Source organism: Devosia sp. 2618, assembly GCF_040546815.1.
GTDB lineage: Bacteria > Pseudomonadota > Alphaproteobacteria > Rhizobiales > Devosiaceae > Devosia.
Genome location: NZ_JBEPOO010000001.1, coordinates 520,660 through 539,046, shown reverse-complemented (window position 1 = coordinate 539,046; position 18,387 = coordinate 520,660). Strand labels below are relative to the sequence as shown.

Below are 18,387 nucleotides of genomic sequence, written 5' to 3'. Positions count from 1 at the left end.
CATCCGCGAACGACGCGGCAAATGTCAAAAAGCTCAGCGCCAGAGCAAACAGCGCGGCCAGCAGAAATTTGGGCATGGTTTTCAATCCGGGCATGGCGTTGGCGCGTTCTGAGTGTGACCGGTTTTCCAGTCTGGCCCTCAGTCAGCGTATCTCCTCAATAGGCGTCCGGGGGTTGAACGGCGCACCAATGACCCATTCTTGTTCCGTTCAGAACAGGAGATGCCGCATGTCAGCCATGCGGGGTCGAACCATTCGGGAACCCACGCGTTAAGTTCCAGATGAATTACGCAAAGGTTCGTGATGTCTGAGATCAACACAGCAGCGCCCCATGCCCCCGTTCAACTGGCAATCTTCACCGATTTCGATGGCACGCTCGTCGAACTGGCCGAAACGCCCGACAGCATCGATGTGCCCGTTTCGCTCGCTCACGAGCTTGAGCGCACGGTGCGCGAACTTGATAGCGCCTTCGCCGTCCTGACCGGCCGCGAAATATCCGATATCGACCGCTTCCTCGCCCCCCTGCATTTGCCCATCGCCGGTGCCCATGGCACCCAGCGCCGCCGCGCCGATGGCTTTGTCGAAGGTGTCGACCCAGCCGCTATTGATGCCGCCAATCACATCGCCGACGCCATTCGCCCGCTGACGGCCGCCCATCCGGGCCTGCTGCTTGAAACCAAGGAAGGCGCCGTCGCGCTGCACTTCCGCCAGTCGCCCGACCTGCAGGACGCGGTGATGCTCGCCATGCAGGAAGCGGTCTCTGAAGTGGATGGTTTTACGCTCGTCCCCGGCAAAATGGTCATCGAAGCCCGCTCCAAGGGCGTCAACAAGGGCGATGCCCTGCGCGCCTTCATGCGCGAAGAGCCCTTTCTCGGCCGCACGCCGATTTTCATCGGCGATGACGTGACCGACGAAGATGGTTTTATCGCCGCGCAGGATCTGGGCGGCGTCGGCATCAAGCTGGGCCAGGGCACCACGGCCGCGCGCATGCGCATTGCCGACGTTGCCTCGGTCCGCGCCCTGATCCAGGGACTCTCCGACATCGCCGCCCGCGACCGCGACGAGACCATCACACACTAATGCACATCACGGAGCGGGGGCCCCAATGAGCCGTATCATCATCGTATCGAACCGAACGCCGGGCAAAGGCCCGACGGCCGGCGGCTTGGCCGTCGCGCTGCGCAATACACTGGCCGAACGTGACGGCTTCTGGTTCGGCTGGTCCGGCAAGATGGTCGATGCGCCCTCGACGGAAGCGCGCTTTGAAGACATCGATGGCCTGACCGTCGCCCAGATCGACCTGACCCGTGATGACCACCACGCCTATTACGCTGGCTTCTCCAACTCGATTCTCTGGCCGAGCTTTCACCTGCGGCTCGATCTCGCGACGATCGAAGGCCACTGGTATGAGGGCTATCGTCGCGTCAATGCGCAGTTCGCGCGCTCGCTGCTGCCGCATCTCAAACCCGATGACATCATCTGGGTGCACGACTATCACCTGATCCCGCTAGCTACCGAACTGCGCAATCTGGGCGCCCGCAACCGCATCGGGTTTTACCTCCACATCCCCTTCCCCACGACCGACGCGCTCTACGCCATCCCACACCATCAGGAACTGATGCGCGACCTGTCGCGCTATGATCTGGTCGGCATGCAGGCCAATCGCGACGTCGCCGCCTTCACCGAATTTGCCGAACACCAGTCGCCCTCGAGCCTATCGGGCAGCCCGCTCAAATCGGTCGATTTCGGTCGCACCGAAGTGGCGGCCTTCCCCATCGGCTCCGATCCCGACGCCTTTGCCAAACTCTCAGTCAGCCCGGCCGCCACCAAGATGATCAAGCGCATGGAGCGCGTCATGGGCGAGCAGGAACTGATCCTGGGCGTCGACCGGCTCGATTATTCCAAGGGCCTGCCGCAGCGCGTCGAAGCCTATGAAAAACTTCTCGCTAACAACAGCCGCTTCCGCCGCCTCATCCATATGCTGCAGGTTGCGCCGCCCTCGCGCGACAGCATCAAGGAATATCAGGAAACCAGCGACACACTGGACGCCATGTGCGGGCGCGTCATGGGGCGCTTCGCCGAACCCGACTGGCAGCCGCTGACCTATGTGAAACGCGCCTATGGTCAGCCCAGCCTTGCCGGCCTTTACCGCCTCGCCCGCGTCGGTCTGGTCACGCCTCTGCGCGACGGTATGAACCTTGTCGCCCACGAATATGTCGGCAGCCAGAACCCGGAAAATCCCGGCGTTCTGGTCCTGTCCCGCTTCGCCGGTGCTGCCGAGATTTTCGAGGAAGCCCTGCTGGTCAACCCGTTCGACACCGACGAAACCGCCGAAGCCCTCCGAATGGCGCTCGACATGCCGCTCGACGAACGCAAAAGCCGCTGGGAAGCCCTGATGGCCTCCGCCCGCAAGCACAATGTCGAAAATTGGAGCCACAGCTATCTGGATCGGTTGGCACCGATGACCAACGGTGATGGCACGGGCACCAGGGATGTTCTGTATCTGGCCTCCGTCGCCTGACAGGAAGAATACCCCCTCCTAGCCTCCCCCTGAAAAGGGGAGGAACAGATCGAGTCTGTGGCGCCATCTGCCACCACCCACCGCCAGAATTCCTCCCCCTATCAGGGGGAGGCGAGGTGGGGGTACTCCAATCCCTCAGCCCGCAAAACCTTGGCAGAAACAAAAAGGGCGGCCACGAGGGCCGCCCTTTTCTCAACTCATAAGCCCTTACGAGGCAGCACGACCGCGCTGGCGATCGGCATTGGAACGACCGCCCGTACGGATGGCGTCCTTCTGCGACTTGCCCCAACGCTGCTTAGTCGCAGCTGGCTTGGCGCCGGCTGGCTTTGCAGCCATTGGCTTGCCCGTTTCCATGTCGCGACGAACGCCACGGCTTGGCTGGCCTTCAGCGGCCGGACGCGAACGTGGCGCATCAGAAGGACGGTTACGTGGCGTATCGCTTGGCTGGTGATGCGGCTGGCTCTTGCCACCCACTTCCTTGGCGAATTCGGCGAACGGACGACGCTCGGCCGGTGCGCGACGATCCACTGGATCCTTGCGCGGGTTCTTGGACGAACGTGGGCCGGGACGACCACCATTTGGCTTCTTGTAAGCCGAACGGGGTGCCTCGACGACGCCGGTTTCGTTGCCGCTATGCAGGTCGCCCGAATAGGGCAGCGTGCGGCGGATCAGACGCTCGACATCGCGCAGCTTGCCGCGCTCGGTGCCATCACACAGGGTGATGGCAAAGCCCGACGCGCCGTTACGACCGGTCCGGCCGATACGGTGAACGTAGTTCTCCGGATCGTCTGGAAGCTCGTAGTTGACCACGTGCGTGATGCCGGGAACGTCGATACCGCGCGCAGCAATATCGGTGGCGACGAGAATGCGAACACCACCGCTCGCAAAACCCTTAAGGGCCGCCTGACGGGCATTCTGGCTCTTGTTGCCATGGATCGCTGCAGCCTTGTGGCCGTCGATCTCGAGGTTCTTGGCGACGCGGTCAGCGCCATGCTTGGTGCGCGAGAAAATGATCACGCGTTCCATGTTTTCGGTTTCGCTGGCCAGCAGCTCATTGAGCACGCCGCGCTTTGCCTTGGCACCGGACATGATCACGCGCTGGTCGATCTTGACCACGGTGGAACCGGCAACCGATGCATCGACACGCACTGGATCCTGCAGCAGGCTCTTGGCGAGGTCTGCAACTTCCGGAGCCATGGTGGCCGAGAACATCATGGTGTGGCGCTTGATGCCGATAGCCTTCACCACAGCGCGCACAGGGGCGATAAAGCCCATGTCGAGCATACGGTCGGCTTCGTCCAGCACCAGCCAACGGGTTTCGTTGAGCTTGATCTTGCCGTCGTCCATCAGATCCTTGAGACGACCTGGGGTCGCCACAACGATGTCAACGCCGCGTTCGAGGCGCTTGACCTGATGGTAGCGCGACACGCCGCCGAGCAGTAGCACGGTGTCGAGCTTCATCTTGGAGCCCGCAAACTTGCGGATGTTCTCATCGATCTGGACTGCCAGTTCGCGCGTTGGCGCCAGGATCAGCGCACGGGTGGTCAGTGGCCGCGGACGGCCGGTCAGGCCAAGGATGCCAGCCAGAATTGGCAGGCCGAAAGCTGCTGTCTTGCCCGAACCGGTCTGGGCAATGCCCATCACGTCCTTGCCTTCGAGAAGCTTTGGAATGGCTTGCGCCTGAATTTTGGTTGGCTCGGTAAAGCCCGCAGCCGTCAGGCTATCGGTCAATACAGTCGGCAAACCGAGGGAAATAAAATCGTTCAAAGTCATACGTCTTTCTGCGCCCATGTGGCGCTGCAACGCGCGCAGAACAATGCAGCGCGCATGTCGCCGAACGCACACACGTCGGCGGGTCAATAAATGCAATCGGGCGATAAAAGGGAGTATCGCGCGGGTGCTGGCTCGAACCCGGACAAACTGTTTCCGGGCTGACTTCGCCGCTCACCGCAAGGGGATAAGAAGAGAAGTCCGTCACAAGTATTCAAGGCGCCAGCGGATCCACTGAAGGTCCATGCGCCAGTGACGATTGGGCTGATATGGGCCAGTCTTCCCAAAATAGCAAGATTATTCAGTGATCCCCCACGCATGGCCGGGTTGCACGAAGTCTACCCCACCCACAATGTCATCCCGGCGCAGGCCGGGATCCAAGTCTGTGGCTAACGACAAACGCAGTTGTGTGTGCGAACAACCACAGCAAATCTGCCCCGCCTCATGGGCACTGTGCTAACACTTCCCCATGCTCAAAGCCCTCGTCACCGCCGCCCTGCTCCTCACCACGCCCGTCTTCGGGGCCGAGTGGTCCTACACCGATGGCGCCGGAAAATCCGTCACGCTGGACCAGCCCCCGGTCCGCATCATCGCCCATAGCAGCGTTGCGGCGGCCCTCATTCCCTATGGCATCATCCCCGTCGGCATCTTGCGCGATGGCCCGCCCTCGCTGGATCGCTCGCTTGATGGCGTCGACGTTTCCGCCATCCCCGTCGTGTCACGTGGCTGGTTTGAAATCGACGCCGAAGCGGTGCTGAACCTCGACCCCGACATCATCATCACCGAATATTCGCCCATCGAGAAAACCTATCAGGGCGGCACCGGCGACGACGCCATTGCCGACCGGCTGGAAACCATCGCCCCCACCATCGGCATCGAGCGCTCCAATTCCATTGTCGATATTCTCGAGCGTTACCGCTCCCTTGCCGCCACGCTGGGCGCCGACACCGAAACCGCGCCGCTATTGGCCGAGCGTGCCCGGTTCGACATTGCAGTCGCCCGGTTAGAAGCCGCCACCGCTGCCAGGCCGGGCCTCACCGTCATGGCGCTCTCCCCCGGCGGCAGCAGCATTTCGGTCGGCATTCCTGCCTATTTCGGCGAGCTCAACGACTTTGCCCATTGGGGCGTCGATCTGGTCTCCCCCGAGGCCACGCCAGGCACCAGCTATTTCAGCCTCAGCGCCGAGAACATCGGCACGCTCAAGGCCGATGTCCTGCTGCTCGATGATCGCTGGGAAGCCTCCCCCTACGACACCCTCACCAACAATCCCCTGAGCGCCCGCCTCCCCGCCGTCGCCGCCGGACAGATGGGCGATTGGCCCGCCGAATGGATTCGCAGCTATGGCAGGTATGCCGACCAGATCGACAAACTCACCGACCTGATCAAACGCAGCCGTGCGGCTCTGGTTGATTGAAGACCTCATGGTGAGCCTGTCGAACCACGAGGTCGGGAACCCAAACGGCGCCACGACCTCGTCCTTCGACAAGCTCAGGATGAGGTCTACTTTTGGACCGTCTGAACTGCCTCAGATCCCGCCATACCAGTCATAGCCGGTGTCTTCCCAATAGCCGCCCTTGCCGAGGCCAAACGGCGACAGGTCATCGACCAGCTCGATGGTGTGCAGATATTTCGGCTGCTTGTAGCCCAGCGCCCGCTCTATGCGCAGGCGGATCGGCGCGCCATTGGCCACCGGCAACACCTGATCGTTCAGCCCATAGCTCAGGATCGTCTGGGGGTGATAGGCGTCGATCAGGTCTGAGCTGGTATAGTACAAAATGTCCCCGGCCAGCGTCTTCTGGATATTGTCGTAGCAGTGATAGACACAGAACCGCGCCGTCGATTTGACGCCTGCCATATCAAGGATCGGCCCCAGCTGCGTGCCGGTCCATTTGGCGATACAGCTCCACCCTTCGACGCAATCGTGCCGCGTGATCTGGCTGCGCGCCGGCATATTGCGCAACTCGTCGAGCGACAGGCTCACCTCGCGCTCCACCATGCCTTTGACGGTCAACTTGTAATTGGCGAAATTCTGCTGTCGCAGGAACATATATTCCGGCGTCGTGGGGTCGGTTGACCCGTTGGGCCGCTGCCCCTGCCGGATTTCGCTGGGCGAGTATTCTCGTGCCAGCGCCTGCGCGCCCACCAGTCGCCGCTGCACCTGATAGGTCAGCACATTGGCCTGCTCCATTACCTTGCGCACGCCATTGTCGCGCTGCCCTAGAAAGTCGAACTGGTCGCATCCGGCAAGGATCAGCCCCGAACCGGCCACCGCCGAACTGCGCAGAAAATTGCGCCGCGTGATGATGCCCTTCATGGCTTGTCTCCTTTGACACGCGGCGTGCCGGGGCTCGCCCGATACCAACCGGTGATCATCGAGCGCAGCTCGTTGAACGGCCCCGCCGCCACCACCATGATGATGTGAACGATGAAAAACGTCACCAGCAGCAGCATGGTGATGAAGTGGATGGTCCGCGCCGTCTGCCGCCCACCAAACAGATCGAGCATCCACGGCGCTGCCGCGTTCATGCCGGGGCTCATCGTCAGCCCGGTGGCGATGATCAGTGGAAACAGCACGAAGAACACCGCAAAATAGGCCAGCTTCTGCAGCGGTCCATAGGTGCGGCTATGCTTGAAGCGCAGCGTCGCGTGGTCCACCACATCGCGCGGCACGCCCTTGATGTCCTTGGGTCCTGGCAGGATATCGCGCCGGATATGCCCGTTGATGAAACTGGCCAGAAACCAGATGAACAGCGTCGCGACAAATATCCAGCCAAAGAAGAAATGCACCACGCGCCCGGTGCCCAGATCACGATAGGACGGAATGGTCACAGCGCCTGGAAACGCCGTAAAGCTCGGCCGATCCGCAGTGCCGCTCACGCCCAGCACGCCCGTCGTATCAAAGCTCTGTCCGAAAATCGTCGTGCGCCCACGCGGGCCGATATCGCTGTTGAACGCGCCAATCTCAAGGATCGAGTTCTTGAACTCAAATCCCGACTGCTGCCCGATATAAAGCGCCGGATGCGCGTTAAAAATCTGCAGCCCCGTCAACAGCAGGAAAAACAGGCAGATCGCCCAGATCCAGTGCGTCACCCGCGTCCAGATCGATTGCCGATAGATCAGCGGGCCCTTGCTGGCGGTTTGGCCGGATGCCGTTACGTTGCCCTCAGATATCGCGGTCATCCTGCCCTCCCATTGGTGCGGCACTGGATCAGATACGGTTCCGCATGGCGACAAGTTTCCAATCAAGATTTGGGGAGAGCTACTCCTCCCGCGCCGCCCAGTTCATGCCGCGGCGCATGATGGTCGCCATTTCGCGATGCTCGAATTCCTTGGCCTCATGGCCAAGCGTTGAGTGAAAAACCCGCCCCTTGCCATGCTTGCGCTTCCACACCACGGGCATTTTGACGCCATCGATCCACGGCAAATGCTCGCCGGTGAAAGTCGTCGTCGCCAGCACTTGGTTGGATGGGTCGACATGCATGTAATATTGCTCGGACGCATAGGGAAACGCCTTGATCCCCGCCATGATCGGATCGAGCGGATCGGCAATGTCGACCGTATAGTCGACGATATTGCCCGGATGGGCCACCCACTGCCCGCCCACCATGAACTGATATTCGACGGAGTCGCGGAACGCGTCGCTCATGCCGCCATGATGCCCGGCCAGCCCAACGCCGCCCTCGACGGCCTTGGAGAGGTTTTCTGCCTCTTCCTTGGCAATCTTGCTCATCGTGAAAATCGGGATGATCAGCGACAGATCATGGATCGACGGATCGGCAAATGCCGTGGTTTCGGTGGCCATGCGCACCGAATAGCCGTCCTCGTGCAGCCACCGGCGATAAATCGCGGCGCACTCTTCCGGGTCATGGCCGGCCCAGCCGCCATAAACAATCAAAGCGCTTTTCATGATGGCAATCTCCGCAAATCAAACGCGGCGGAGATTATCTCACTCGGGCAACATTGGAACCCTAGTTGGCATTCTGCAGCAAAGTGACGAAATGCAGCTTGCGCTCGAAGAACCAGTTGAGCGGCGTCGAGTAGAGCCCCAGCGCATCGCGCCAGCTAGTCTTTTTGAGGCCCGCCTGCTTGAACGCGGCAGTCCACTGGGCATTGTTGAGATAGTTGTAAGGCAGGCGCACATCGTGGCCGCGATTGCCCACCCAGTCCATCAGCCGCAGCGTCGGACCGGCGAGAAAACCCTCGCGCAAATGATCCTTGATCACCACGCCCAGACGCGCCACACGCGCCGCTTCGGTCAGCACAGCCGCTGGGTCATCGCAGTGGTGCAGCACGTCGACAATGGTCACATAATCGAAGCTGTCATCGGCAAAAGGCAGCGTCTTGCCATCATAGACGGTCACCGGAATATGGGTGACCAGACGCTCCATGACGTCGACACCCTCGACCTTGAGGTCTGGCCGCTGAGCCATCAGCCCAACCGCCACCTGGCCATCGCCACAGCCCAGATCGAGCACCGTGCCGCCGGTCGGGATAGCCGCTGCCAGCGAGCTCGACAGCACTTTCACGCGGCGGCCAAAAACGACAGAGGCATGAACATTGTTGAGCAGGTTTTTTGCCGAACTTGCAATCATGACGATGTCACCTCAGACCAATGCGCCCGCGCAAACGCCCAGCTGCGCAAAACAAGAAAGTTGACGCCCGAAGTCAGGGCAATGACCAGCATGGATGAAAACAATGCTGGTATGTTCATTACACCATGGAGGGTAAACGAAAACACAGCAGCCAAGATCAGCGCCATGCCCTGAACTGCCAGATAGCGCGGTAGAGCTTGCATATGCGGCGCATTGGACCGAAACGACAGCCGGCGATGCAGCAGATAGACTGGGATGATGAAGGCAGCATAGCAGCCCGTATTGACGATCCAGTCCGCCACGCCAGTATTGAGCGAGATGATGACGGTCGATAGCACCACAAATGCTGCCGCAGCGCCGCCGCCAATGCCGATAAATGCGAACAGCCCGCCGAAGTCGGGCATCCGGCGCGCAACGGTCGGCGCCTCTTGCATGCTGGCCACGGGGGGAAGGCTCATTGGGAACAGTCCTGATCGACTGGGCGTATATCTGGAAATCACCATAGAACCCAGCGCGTTTCCCGCCAGTTTATCGTCCGGCGGCAGATGGCAAAATTCTGTGACATGGTTGACGCATCTTGAAGATGCATCTGCCTGTCGCGCGGCAGAAATTTGACCAAATGGTCTGTTTCCCCTGTCACAAAAGACTGGTTAACTCCCTGCTAGCCGTGGCTCGATTGCACCGGCCCTTTGGGAACCGCCGCAAGGCGGAGGGTCGGCGGCCGCGGGACTGAACTGCCGTCAAGCAAAACAAAGGAAACAGGGATGAAGAAACTACTCCTCGGCGCTAGCGCGCTCACCCTCTGCGCCGGATTTTCCGGTGCGGCTTACGCAGATTTCACGCTCAATATCCTGCACATCAACGATTTCCACTCGCGCTTCGACCCCATCACCAGCTCCGCGTCCAACTGCGATGCGACCACCGATGCGGCCGGCGAGTGCTTTGGCGGCATTGCCCGCCTCAAGACCATAATCGACGAAACCCGCGCCAAATATGATGGCGGCAACTCGCTGCTTCTGTCCGCCGGCGACAATTTCCAGGGCTCGCTCTACTACACCACCTACAAGTCAAAGGTCGTGTCCGACTTCTTCAATCAGATGGGCTTTGACGTCGTCGCCACCGGCAACCACGAATTCGACGATGGCCCGGAAGAGTTCCGCAAGTTCATCGACGCTGCTGAATTCCCCATCATCGGCGGCAATTTCGACGTCACCCGCGATCCAAGCCTTGCCGGCAAGATCAAGGGCTCCATCGTCATCGAAATCGGCGGCGAAAAGATCGGCATCATCGGCGCCACCGCCGAGGACACCCCTGAAATCGCCTCGACCGACGACATCGAGTTCTACGATGTCATCCAATATGTGCGCGGCGCTTCCGAAGCCCTCGACGCGGCTGGCATCAACAAGATCATCCTGCTCAGCCACATCGGCTACACCGTCGATCTCGAAGTCGCGGCCGCCCTGCCGCTGGTCGACGTCATCGTCGGCGGTCACAGCCACACCCTTCTGAGCAACACCGCCGAAGGCGCTGCCGGCCCCTACCCCACCATGGTCAAAAACCCCGACGGCGTTGAAGTGCCGGTGGTTCAGGCCAACCAATATGGCAAGTATCTCGGCGACATCGCCATCACCTGGGACGACAAGGGCGTCGTCACCAAAGCCGTCGGCGAACCCTATCTCATCGACGCTTCCGTCAAGGGCGATGAGGCCTTTGCCACCCAGCTCGCAGAACTGGCCGGTCCAATTTCCGAGCTGACCGGCAAGGTCATCGGCACCACCACCGGTGCCCTCGAAGGATCGCGCGAAGTCTGCCGCGCACAGGAATGTTCGATGGGCAATCTGCTCGCCGATGCCATCCTTGACCGCGCCGCCGATCAGGGCGCCACCATCGCCTTCCAGAACGGCGGCGGCATCCGTTCGTCCATCGATGCCGGTCAGATCACCGTCGGCGACGTGCTGACCGTCCTGCCCTTCTCCAACACCCTCGCCACCGTCCAGATCAGCGGTGCGGACGTTATCGAAGCCCTCGAAAACGGCGTCAGCGATGTCGAAAACGGCGCGGGTCGCTTCGCTCAGGTCGCAGGCCTCAAGTACAGCTTCGACCTCAAAAAGCCAGCCGGCAGCCGCGTCAGCGACGTTCAGGTCCTGATTGGCGGCGACGCCTGGGGCCCCATCGACGAAGACGCCACCTACACCATCGTCACCAATGACTATGTGCGCGGCGGCGGCGACGGTTACGGCACGTTCGCCGAAGGCGACAACCCCTACGATTTCGGCCCACCGCTGGAACAGGTCGTCGCCGATTACATCGCCAAACTGGGCGGCGAATACACCCCCTACACCGACGGCCGCATCACCGAAATCAAGTAGGTCTTGAGGCTCACAAAACCGCGAAGGGCGCCCACCGGGCGCCCTTTTTTATGCCCTACCGTTCGAAGGGCGAAATACTAAGCCCGCTGCCGCACAATCTGCCCCCAGATCAGCAACAGGATTACAGCGCCAACGACCGACGCGATAAACCCGGCGCCGTCACCGGACTGATACCAGCCGATCTGCTGGCCGAGCCAGGTGGCCAGCACCGCGCCAACCATGCCCAAAACCGTCGTGAGAATGAAACCGGTCGGCTTCTTGTCGCCGGGCGTGATGAACTTGGCTATGAGGCCGGCAAAAAAGCCGATGATGATGGCTCCGATGATACCCATGTTGACGCTCCATATTTGTCATCTGGATAAGTCGCAATGCCCACAACAGGTTGCAAGAGACCGAGCAAAATCTCACCATAGCCACCCGCCAGATTCCTCCCCCTATCAGGGGGAGGTTAGGTGGGGGTATCCCCTTCCAAATAACGATCTCAAACCGAGTGCTCCGTCCGATCCCGATCCGTAGCCGTCGCGAGATCCAGCACCTTCTGGATGTTGGTCGCATGCCGGAAGCTCGGCTCTTCGTTCTTGCCCGCTTTAACCGCCTCGGCAAACCGCATGTAATTGGTCGGCACCGGGTCGACCTCAACTTCCGTCCAGGTCCCCGTCTCGGCATCGTCACCAAGGCAGGTGAAGAGCTTTGACCAATCGTGCCGATGCTGGATTTCCACCGCGCCCAGCTCGCCATAAACCCGCAGCCGCAACTCATTGAAATGCCCGGTCGCCCAGCGCGTCGCGTGGATCACGCCCAACGCTCCATTTTCGAGCTGTGCTGTCATGGCAAAGCTATCATTGGCGTCGAGGTCATACTCGCCGATCCGGTTGTTCTCGGCCTTTGCGAACGTCTCCAGCCGGCAGAAAATCCGCGAGAAATCACTGCCCGCGCCATAGGTCGCGAAGTCGAGAATATGCACGCCGATATCGCCCAGCACACCGTTGGAGCCGTGCTTTTTTGATAGACGCCACAGCCACTGGCTTTCGGTGCGCCAGTCGCCCCAGGCCTTGCTGACCAGCCAGCTTTGCAGATAGCTCGCCTCGAAATGCTTGACCGTGCCGACAGCGCCCGACTGCACGATTTCGCGCGCCTTTTGCAACTGGCTGACATTGCGATAGGTGAGGTTCACCATATTGACGAGGCCGCGTCGCTCGGCTTCCTCGGTCATTTCCATGGCCTTGGCGTGGTCGGTCGCCAGTGGCTTTTCGCAGAACACATGCTTGCCGGCCTTGAGCGCCGCCATCGTGGTCGGATGGTGCACGCTGTCTGGCGTCACGTTTGCGATAGCATCGAACTCGCCCCAGGCCAGCGCCGCATCCAGCGAGCCAAAACCGCGCTCGATATCATGCGCCTTGCAGAACGCCTCGACGCGAGCCGGGTCGACGTCCACGCCACCGGCCAGGGTCACCCCCTCAATCGCCGCAAAATGCTTGGCATGCTGATTGGCCATGCCGCCGGTTCCCAAAATGAGGATCCGCATTGTTCTATTCCTTGTGCGACCGTGTCAGGCCCGGAAATCATGAGTGAGCTCGGTCTAGCAGTAGACCTCATCCTGAGCCCGTCGAAGGACGAGGTCGTGGCAGGGTCCTGCGTACCCGACCTCATGGTTCGACAGGCTCACCACGAGGTCTCTAGCGAACAGCACCCAGCCAAAATGTCCTATTTGAAGCCCTCTTCGCGACCGTGATGCAGCTTGGGGCCGCGCTCTTCGATCTTTTCGATCGCCTCATCCACCGGCGTGTTTGGCGCCAGCAACAGCTGTGGGAACTGGTTCTCGTTGTACGCCCAGTTGACCGCATTGCGCAGCACCAGCCCGACGGTATCGTCGTGATAGGTCGGATAGGTTTCGTGGCCCGGGCGGAAGTAGAAAATGTTGCCCGCGCCGCGCCGATAGGTAAGGCCCGAACGGAACACTTCGCCGCCCTGGAACCAGCTGACAAACACCGTTTCCAGTGGCTCCGGCACGCTGAAGGGCTCGCCATACATTTCTTCCATTTCAAGCTCGAAATAGGCCGGCAGCCCCTTGGCAATCGGATGGCCAGGATTGGTCACCCAAAGGCGCTCGCGCTCGCCCGCTTCGCGCCAATGCAGCGCACAGGGCGAGCCCATCAGGCGCTTGAAAATCTTGGAAAAGTGCCCCGAATGCAGCACGATCAGGCCCATGCCTTCCCAGACGCGCTTGGCGATCCGCTCGACGATTTCGTCCTGCACGTCGCCATGGGCCGCATGGCCCCACCAGATCAGCACATCGGTTTCAGCCAGCGCCTCGACGGTGCAGCCATGTTCGGGCTCCTGCAGCGTCGTGGTCTTGGTGACGATATTACTGTCGCTCGAAAGCAGCTTTGCAATCTGGTTATGCATGCCGGTTGGGTAATTATCGGCAACGATCTTGTTCTTCTGCTCGTGGACGTTTTCGCCCCAGATCAGGGTCCGGATCGGCATGGGTAGTCTCCTATGAATTGGTCCTGCGGCCGCAATTGACCGGAATTAGCAGTAGACCTCATGGTGAGCTTGTCGAACCACGAGGTCGTAGGGGGTTGTGTCACGACCTCGCCTTTCGACAGGCTCAGGGTGAGGTCTACTGGTCGAATGTGATCAAAGTCGGCCCTTACTGGACCGGCTTTCCGGCCTCGTTGAAGAGATGGATCTTGTCTTGCATCGGCGACAGATGCACCACGTCACCGGTCTTGTAGGTGCTCGATTCATCCAGTCGCACCACGACCGGTTCCTCGGTGCCCATCTCAAGATAAACGTAGGAATCCGCACCCAGATTTTCGGTATGGATCACCGTGCCGCTCCACGCGCCAGCGTCAGGCGTGATCATCAGGTGCTCGCCGCGAATACCCACGGTATGGGCACCAAATGGCTTGGCCTTGTCGCCGGAAATGAAGTTCATTTTCGGCGACCCGATAAACCCGGCCACGAACACGGAATTGGGCGTCTCGTAGAGCTCCATGGGTGTGCCCACCTGCTCCACCAACCCATCGCGCAGCACGCAGATGCGGTCAGCCAGCGTCATGGCCTCCACCTGATCGTGCGTCACGTAGATCATCGTGACCTCGTGCATTTCCTCATGCAGCTTGGCGATTTCAATGCGGGTCGCCACGCGCAAAGCCGCATCAAGGTTCGACAACGGCTCGTCAAACAGGAACACCTTCGGATCGCGGGTAATCGCCCGGCCGATGGCCACGCGCTGGCGCTGGCCGCCCGACAACTGCTTGGGCAGGCGATCGAGATACTGCCGGATCTGCAGCATGTCGGCGGCCTTTTCCACGCGACGGCGGATTTCTTCCTTGCTCTGCCCTTTTTCAAGGGTCAGCCCGAAGGCCATGTTGTCGTAAACCGTCATATGCGGATAAAGCGCATAGGACTGGAACACCATGGCGATGCCGCGCTTGGAAGGGGCCAGTGAGTTGACCACCTTGCCGTCAAACAGCATTTCGCCCGAGGTGATGTCTTCCAGTCCCGAAATCAGGCGCAGCAGCGTGGACTTGCCGCACCCCGATGGGCCGACAAACACCATGAACTCGCCCTTGCGGATGTTGAGGTCGACACCCTTGATCACCTCGACGATGCCGAAGGCCTTGCGGATATTGCGAAGCTCGATAGTTGCCATTTTCTTAACCCTTCACACCGCCGGCGGTGAGGCCAGAGACAATCTTACGCTGGAAGATCAGGACGAGGACTACCAGCGGCACGGTAACAATGACCGAGGCAGCCATGATCAGGCCCCACGGGGTTTCAAACTGCGATCCACCCGAAAGTAGCGCGATGGCCACGGGCACGGTGCGGGTCGCATTGGACGAGGTGAATGTCAGCGCGAACAGGAACTCGTTCCAGGCGGCGATGAAGGCCAGAAGGCCCGTCGTCACCAGCGCCGGCCACATCAGCGGCAGGAACACACGGGTGATGATCACCCAGGGGCTCGCGCCGTCGACAATCGCCGCTTCTTCGATCTCGACCGGCAGGTCACGCATGAAGGTGGTCAGCACCCACACGGTGAAGGGCAAAGTAAAGATCGTGTACGAGAAGATCAGCGCCCAGGGCGTGTTGTAGATGCCAAGGGCCCGGATGACTTCAAACAGGCCCGCCAGCACCGCGATTTGCGGGAACATGGAGACGGCCAGAATGGTCATCAGCAACAGGCTGCGCCCACGGAAACGCACACGGCTCAGCGCAAAGGCCGCCGTCACCGCCATGAACAGAGCGAGGAGCACCGTGACCGAGGCGATAAAGATCGAGTTCAGCAGGTTCTGCGGGAACGTACCGACCGCAAACACAGCCTGATAGTTGGCGAAGCTAAACGAGGTCGGCCAATAGTTGACGCGGAACAGGTCCGTGCCGGTTTTGAGGCTGGTCAGGATGGCGTAGTAAAACGGGAAAACCGAAATCACCACGATGACCACGACCAGCAGATAGAACAGCGTCTGCTTGGTGAGTTTCCAGAGATCGAATGTGCCGGTCATTAGCGGTCTCCCCCGTCAAAATTGACCTTGCCCAGCCAGATATAGAGGATGGTGAACACGGCGATGATCAGGAACAGCAGCGTGGCTTGCGCCGAGCCGTAGGCAAAATTGTCGAAGTCGAACAAGTTCTCGCGCGCCAGCACCGACATGGTTTTCGTCGCCGAGCTGTTGGGCGTCAGCACGTAGATCAGGTCGAAAATACGCAGGGCATCGAGCACGCGGAAAATGATCGCAACCATCAGCGCCGGACGCACCAGCGGCAGCGTAATCTTGAAGAACTGCTTGACCGGATGCACACCGTCGATTTCGGCAGCTTCATAGATGTCCTTGGGGATCATCTGCAGGCCCGCCAGGATCAGTAGCGCCATGAAGGGCGTCGTCTTCCAGATATCAACGACCAGCACGGCGGTCATGGCCGTATCGGCCGAGGCGGTCCAGGCCACCTTCTGGCTCAGCAGGCCCAGCTTCATGCCCAGATCGTTGAGAATGCCGAACTGGTCATTGAGCATCCAGCTCCACATACGGGCCGACACAATGGTCGGGATCGCCCATGGGATGAGGATGGCGGCACGAACAAGGCCACGTCCGCGGAACTCGGCATTGAGCACCAGTGCGACGATCATGCCGAGCACGGTTTCCCACAGCACCGACCAGAAGGCGAAGCGCACGGTGTTCCACACGGCATTCCACCAGGCGGGGTCCACCAGCAGGCCGCGATAGCGCACGGTGCCGCTTTCCAGCACCTGCCAGCGCAGATAATTGCCGACGCCAATCCACTCAGCCCCAGCGAGGTTGTTGAGCGATGCGTCGGTGAAAGAGAAATAGATCGAGCGCAGCAAGGGCCATCCGGCCACGATCGCCAGTACGATCAGCATGGGGAGCAGGAACCACCGCGCAGCACGCGCGCGCTGCAGCATGAGCTCCGATTTTTGTCTTGGTCTGGCCGCCGCAGCCACAGACCCAATAGCATCCGTCGCCATTGTCATTCCTCCCGATATAAGTGGTGCCTAAGGGAGGTGGGCGGCGGGCAAAGCCGCCGTCCACCTCACTGTGCGCTGGGAGGAATTACCAGGCATTACCCTTGAGATCGGTCAGGTCGGCTTCGAGCCCTTCGAGATTTTCGGCAGCAGTGCCGTTGCCCGAAAGGGTGTCATGCACGGCGCTCCAGAACAGCGACGAGACCTGATTGTACTTGGCCTGCGTTGGCGCCGAAGGACGTGGCACGGCGTTCTCGAAGATTTCCTTCCAGTTGGCCATGAATGGCGCAGCCTTGAGCACGTCAGCGTCCTCATAAAGCGCTGCGATTGTCGGCAGGTTGGTCTGGTTGATGGCGCGGTTCTTCTGCACCTGCGACGAGCCAAGGAACAGCGCTAGCTTGATGGCCTCGTCCGCATCTGGCGAGTACTTGGACACAGCAAAGTTCCAGCCACCAAGCGTTGCCGCCGAGCGGGCATCAGCGCCCTCACCGGCTGGCAGCGGCGCAACGTCGAACTTGCCGGCGATCGGCGAGTCCGCGCCATTGCCCAGTGCGTAGGCATAAGGCCAGTTGCGCATGAACACCGAATTGCCCAGCTGCCAGACGCCGCGGCTTTCTTCTTCCTGATATGCCAGATTGCCTTCAGGCGAGATGGTGCCGATCCAGCTGGCGGCTTCTTCGATTGCAGCCACGGCCTGCGGGTTGTTGATCGAAATGGTGCCATCGGCCTCAACGATCTGGCCACCGCCATAGGACTTCACCCATTCAAGGGCGTTGCAGGTCAGGCCTTCATAGGCATTGCCCTGGAACACGAAGCCATACATGTCGGCATTGCCGCCGGTGCGTTCGCCGTCCTGGATTTCCTGTGCGGTCGCCTTGAGCTCAGCCCAGGTCTTTGGCACTTCCTTGTTGTACTTCTCCAGCAGGTCCTTGCGGTAGAACAGCGCTGGCGCATCGGTGAAGCCGGGGATGGCAACGAGCTTGCCGTTCACAGTCTGCGACTCGATGATCGAGGGGAAGTGCTCGCCCACGGCATCCTTGGCCGCTTCGGTCAGGTCGAGGAACTGGTCAGCAAGCTGCGGTGCCCAGATCACGTCGGTCTGGTACACGTCGATATCGGTATTGCCCGCAGCCAGCCACAGCCGATACTGGCCGAACTGGTCGCTGGTGGACGATGGCATTGGCACCACGGTGACCTTATTGCCGGTGTCTTTTTCAAAAATGTCGAGCTGGGTGCGCAGGAATGCCAAGCCCGTGCCCGTGTCCCCCGACACGATGGCAAGGTCTGCTGCCTGCGCGGCACCGGCAACCAGCGTCACGCTGGTCATCAGACCGATGAGTAGCTTGTTGAACTTCATTAGATTTCCTCCCGAATGAACCAACTGTCGGGGAGGCACGCCTGATCCAGCCACCGCCAAGGGCGCGGCCCAGTCCAGACATCCTCCCCAAAAAGCGCTCCGGTCAGCGGTATTCCGCATCTCTTCCAAAGCGCTTTGAATGAAAAAGAAACAGAGCGCGCGATTTCTGTCAAGCGTAGCAAGTGGCAGGTGTTAAGAAATATTTCGAAGTTATTGCGAAAACTATTACTTATCAGTCACTTAGAAACTCCATGACGCGAACTTATTAAGAAACGCCGATTTTGACCTGATG

General features: G+C 60.3%; 17 protein-coding genes. 4 read left to right on the top strand and 13 right to left on the bottom strand.

Features of this window, described 5'->3' with window-relative positions; genetic code table 11:
- Positions 1-301: 301 nt before the first annotated feature.
- Entirely contained in the window at positions 302-1,078 is a 777-nt protein-coding gene (gene otsB, locus ABIE28_RS02520) for a trehalose-phosphatase (protein ID WP_354059815.1), read from the top strand.
- Between the two features lie 25 nt (positions 1,079-1,103).
- Positions 1,104-2,519 carry an alpha,alpha-trehalose-phosphate synthase (UDP-forming) gene (locus ABIE28_RS02515; protein WP_354059813.1) on the top strand — a complete coding sequence of 472 codons (1,416 nt, stop codon included), beginning with the start codon at positions 1,104-1,106 and terminating at the stop codon, positions 2,517-2,519.
- A 207-nt stretch (positions 2,520-2,726) separates the two neighbouring features.
- Here the strand turns inward: ABIE28_RS02515 and ABIE28_RS02510 are convergent, their stop codons facing one another.
- Positions 2,727-4,292, bottom strand: coding sequence for a DEAD/DEAH box helicase (locus ABIE28_RS02510; protein ID WP_354059811.1), 1,566 nt, complete (start codon positions 4,290-4,292; stop codon positions 2,727-2,729).
- Positions 4,293-4,758: 466 nt separating this feature from the next.
- On the opposite strand from ABIE28_RS02510, the gene ABIE28_RS02505 reads away from it, so the two are divergent.
- On the top strand, positions 4,759-5,703 hold the full coding sequence (locus tag ABIE28_RS02505) for an ABC transporter substrate-binding protein (protein WP_354059809.1): 945 nt from the start codon (positions 4,759-4,761) through the stop codon (positions 5,701-5,703).
- A 111-nt stretch (positions 5,704-5,814) separates the two neighbouring features.
- Here the strand turns inward: ABIE28_RS02505 and ABIE28_RS02500 are convergent, their stop codons facing one another.
- The 5 genes from ABIE28_RS02500 to ABIE28_RS02480 form a co-directional block, all read right to left on the bottom strand.
- Positions 5,815-6,603 carry a molybdopterin-dependent oxidoreductase gene (locus ABIE28_RS02500; protein WP_354059807.1) on the bottom strand — a complete coding sequence of 263 codons (789 nt, stop codon included), beginning with the start codon at positions 6,601-6,603 and terminating at the stop codon, positions 5,815-5,817.
- Positions 6,600-7,469 (bottom strand): cytochrome b/b6 domain-containing protein, encoded by an 870-nt coding sequence (locus tag ABIE28_RS02495; RefSeq protein ID WP_354059805.1) that lies wholly within the window; start codon positions 7,467-7,469, stop codon positions 6,600-6,602. Before ABIE28_RS02495 ends, ABIE28_RS02500 begins: the two co-directional genes overlap by 4 nt.
- Positions 7,470-7,548: 79 nt before the next feature.
- Positions 7,549-8,196 carry a ThuA domain-containing protein gene (locus ABIE28_RS02490; protein WP_354059803.1) on the bottom strand — a complete coding sequence of 216 codons (648 nt, stop codon included), beginning with the start codon at positions 8,194-8,196 and terminating at the stop codon, positions 7,549-7,551.
- A gap of 61 nt (positions 8,197-8,257) precedes the next feature.
- The gene (locus ABIE28_RS02485) at positions 8,258-8,881 is read right to left on the bottom strand and encodes a class I SAM-dependent methyltransferase (protein WP_354059801.1); all 624 of its coding nucleotides are present in this window, start codon (positions 8,879-8,881) and stop codon (positions 8,258-8,260) included.
- Complete coding sequence (locus ABIE28_RS02480) at positions 8,878-9,339, bottom strand: GtrA family protein (protein ID WP_354059799.1); 462 nt, start codon at positions 9,337-9,339, stop codon at positions 8,878-8,880. The genes ABIE28_RS02485 and ABIE28_RS02480 overlap by 4 nt, the downstream gene beginning before the upstream one ends.
- 306 nt (positions 9,340-9,645) lie before the next feature.
- On the opposite strand from ABIE28_RS02480, the gene ABIE28_RS02475 reads away from it, so the two are divergent.
- Complete coding sequence (locus tag ABIE28_RS02475) at positions 9,646-11,250, top strand: bifunctional metallophosphatase/5'-nucleotidase (RefSeq protein ID WP_354059797.1); 1,605 nt, start codon at positions 9,646-9,648, stop codon at positions 11,248-11,250.
- 77 nt (positions 11,251-11,327) lie between these two features.
- Here the strand turns inward: ABIE28_RS02475 and ABIE28_RS02470 are convergent, their stop codons facing one another.
- The 7 genes from ABIE28_RS02470 to ABIE28_RS02440 all read right to left on the bottom strand — a co-directional run bounded on the left by ABIE28_RS02470 (position 11,328) and on the right by ABIE28_RS02440 (position 18,095).
- Positions 11,328-11,582 carry a GlsB/YeaQ/YmgE family stress response membrane protein gene (locus ABIE28_RS02470; protein WP_354059795.1) on the bottom strand — a complete coding sequence of 85 codons (255 nt, stop codon included), beginning with the start codon at positions 11,580-11,582 and terminating at the stop codon, positions 11,328-11,330.
- Between the two features lie 149 nt (positions 11,583-11,731).
- Positions 11,732-12,775 carry a Gfo/Idh/MocA family protein gene (locus ABIE28_RS02465; protein ID WP_354059793.1) on the bottom strand — a complete coding sequence of 348 codons (1,044 nt, stop codon included), beginning with the start codon at positions 12,773-12,775 and terminating at the stop codon, positions 11,732-11,734.
- Positions 12,776-12,954: 179 nt separating this feature from the next.
- A complete protein-coding gene (locus ABIE28_RS02460; RefSeq protein WP_354059791.1) occupies positions 12,955-13,737 on the bottom strand; it encodes a ThuA domain-containing protein in 783 nt (260 codons plus the stop codon).
- A 166-nt stretch (positions 13,738-13,903) separates the two neighbouring features.
- The gene (locus ABIE28_RS02455; RefSeq protein WP_354059789.1) at positions 13,904-14,911 is read right to left on the bottom strand and encodes an ABC transporter ATP-binding protein; all 1,008 of its coding nucleotides are present in this window, start codon (positions 14,909-14,911) and stop codon (positions 13,904-13,906) included.
- A 4-nt stretch (positions 14,912-14,915) separates the two neighbouring features.
- Positions 14,916-15,761 carry a carbohydrate ABC transporter permease gene (locus ABIE28_RS02450; RefSeq protein ID WP_354059788.1) on the bottom strand — a complete coding sequence of 282 codons (846 nt, stop codon included), beginning with the start codon at positions 15,759-15,761 and terminating at the stop codon, positions 14,916-14,918.
- Positions 15,761-16,747 carry a carbohydrate ABC transporter permease gene (locus tag ABIE28_RS02445; protein ID WP_354059786.1) on the bottom strand — a complete coding sequence of 329 codons (987 nt, stop codon included), beginning with the start codon at positions 16,745-16,747 and terminating at the stop codon, positions 15,761-15,763. The genes ABIE28_RS02450 and ABIE28_RS02445 overlap by 1 nt, the downstream gene beginning before the upstream one ends.
- A 79-nt stretch (positions 16,748-16,826) precedes the next feature.
- Positions 16,827-18,095, bottom strand: coding sequence for an ABC transporter substrate-binding protein (locus ABIE28_RS02440; protein ID WP_354059784.1), 1,269 nt, complete (start codon positions 18,093-18,095; stop codon positions 16,827-16,829).
- Positions 18,096-18,387 lie beyond the last annotated feature (292 nt).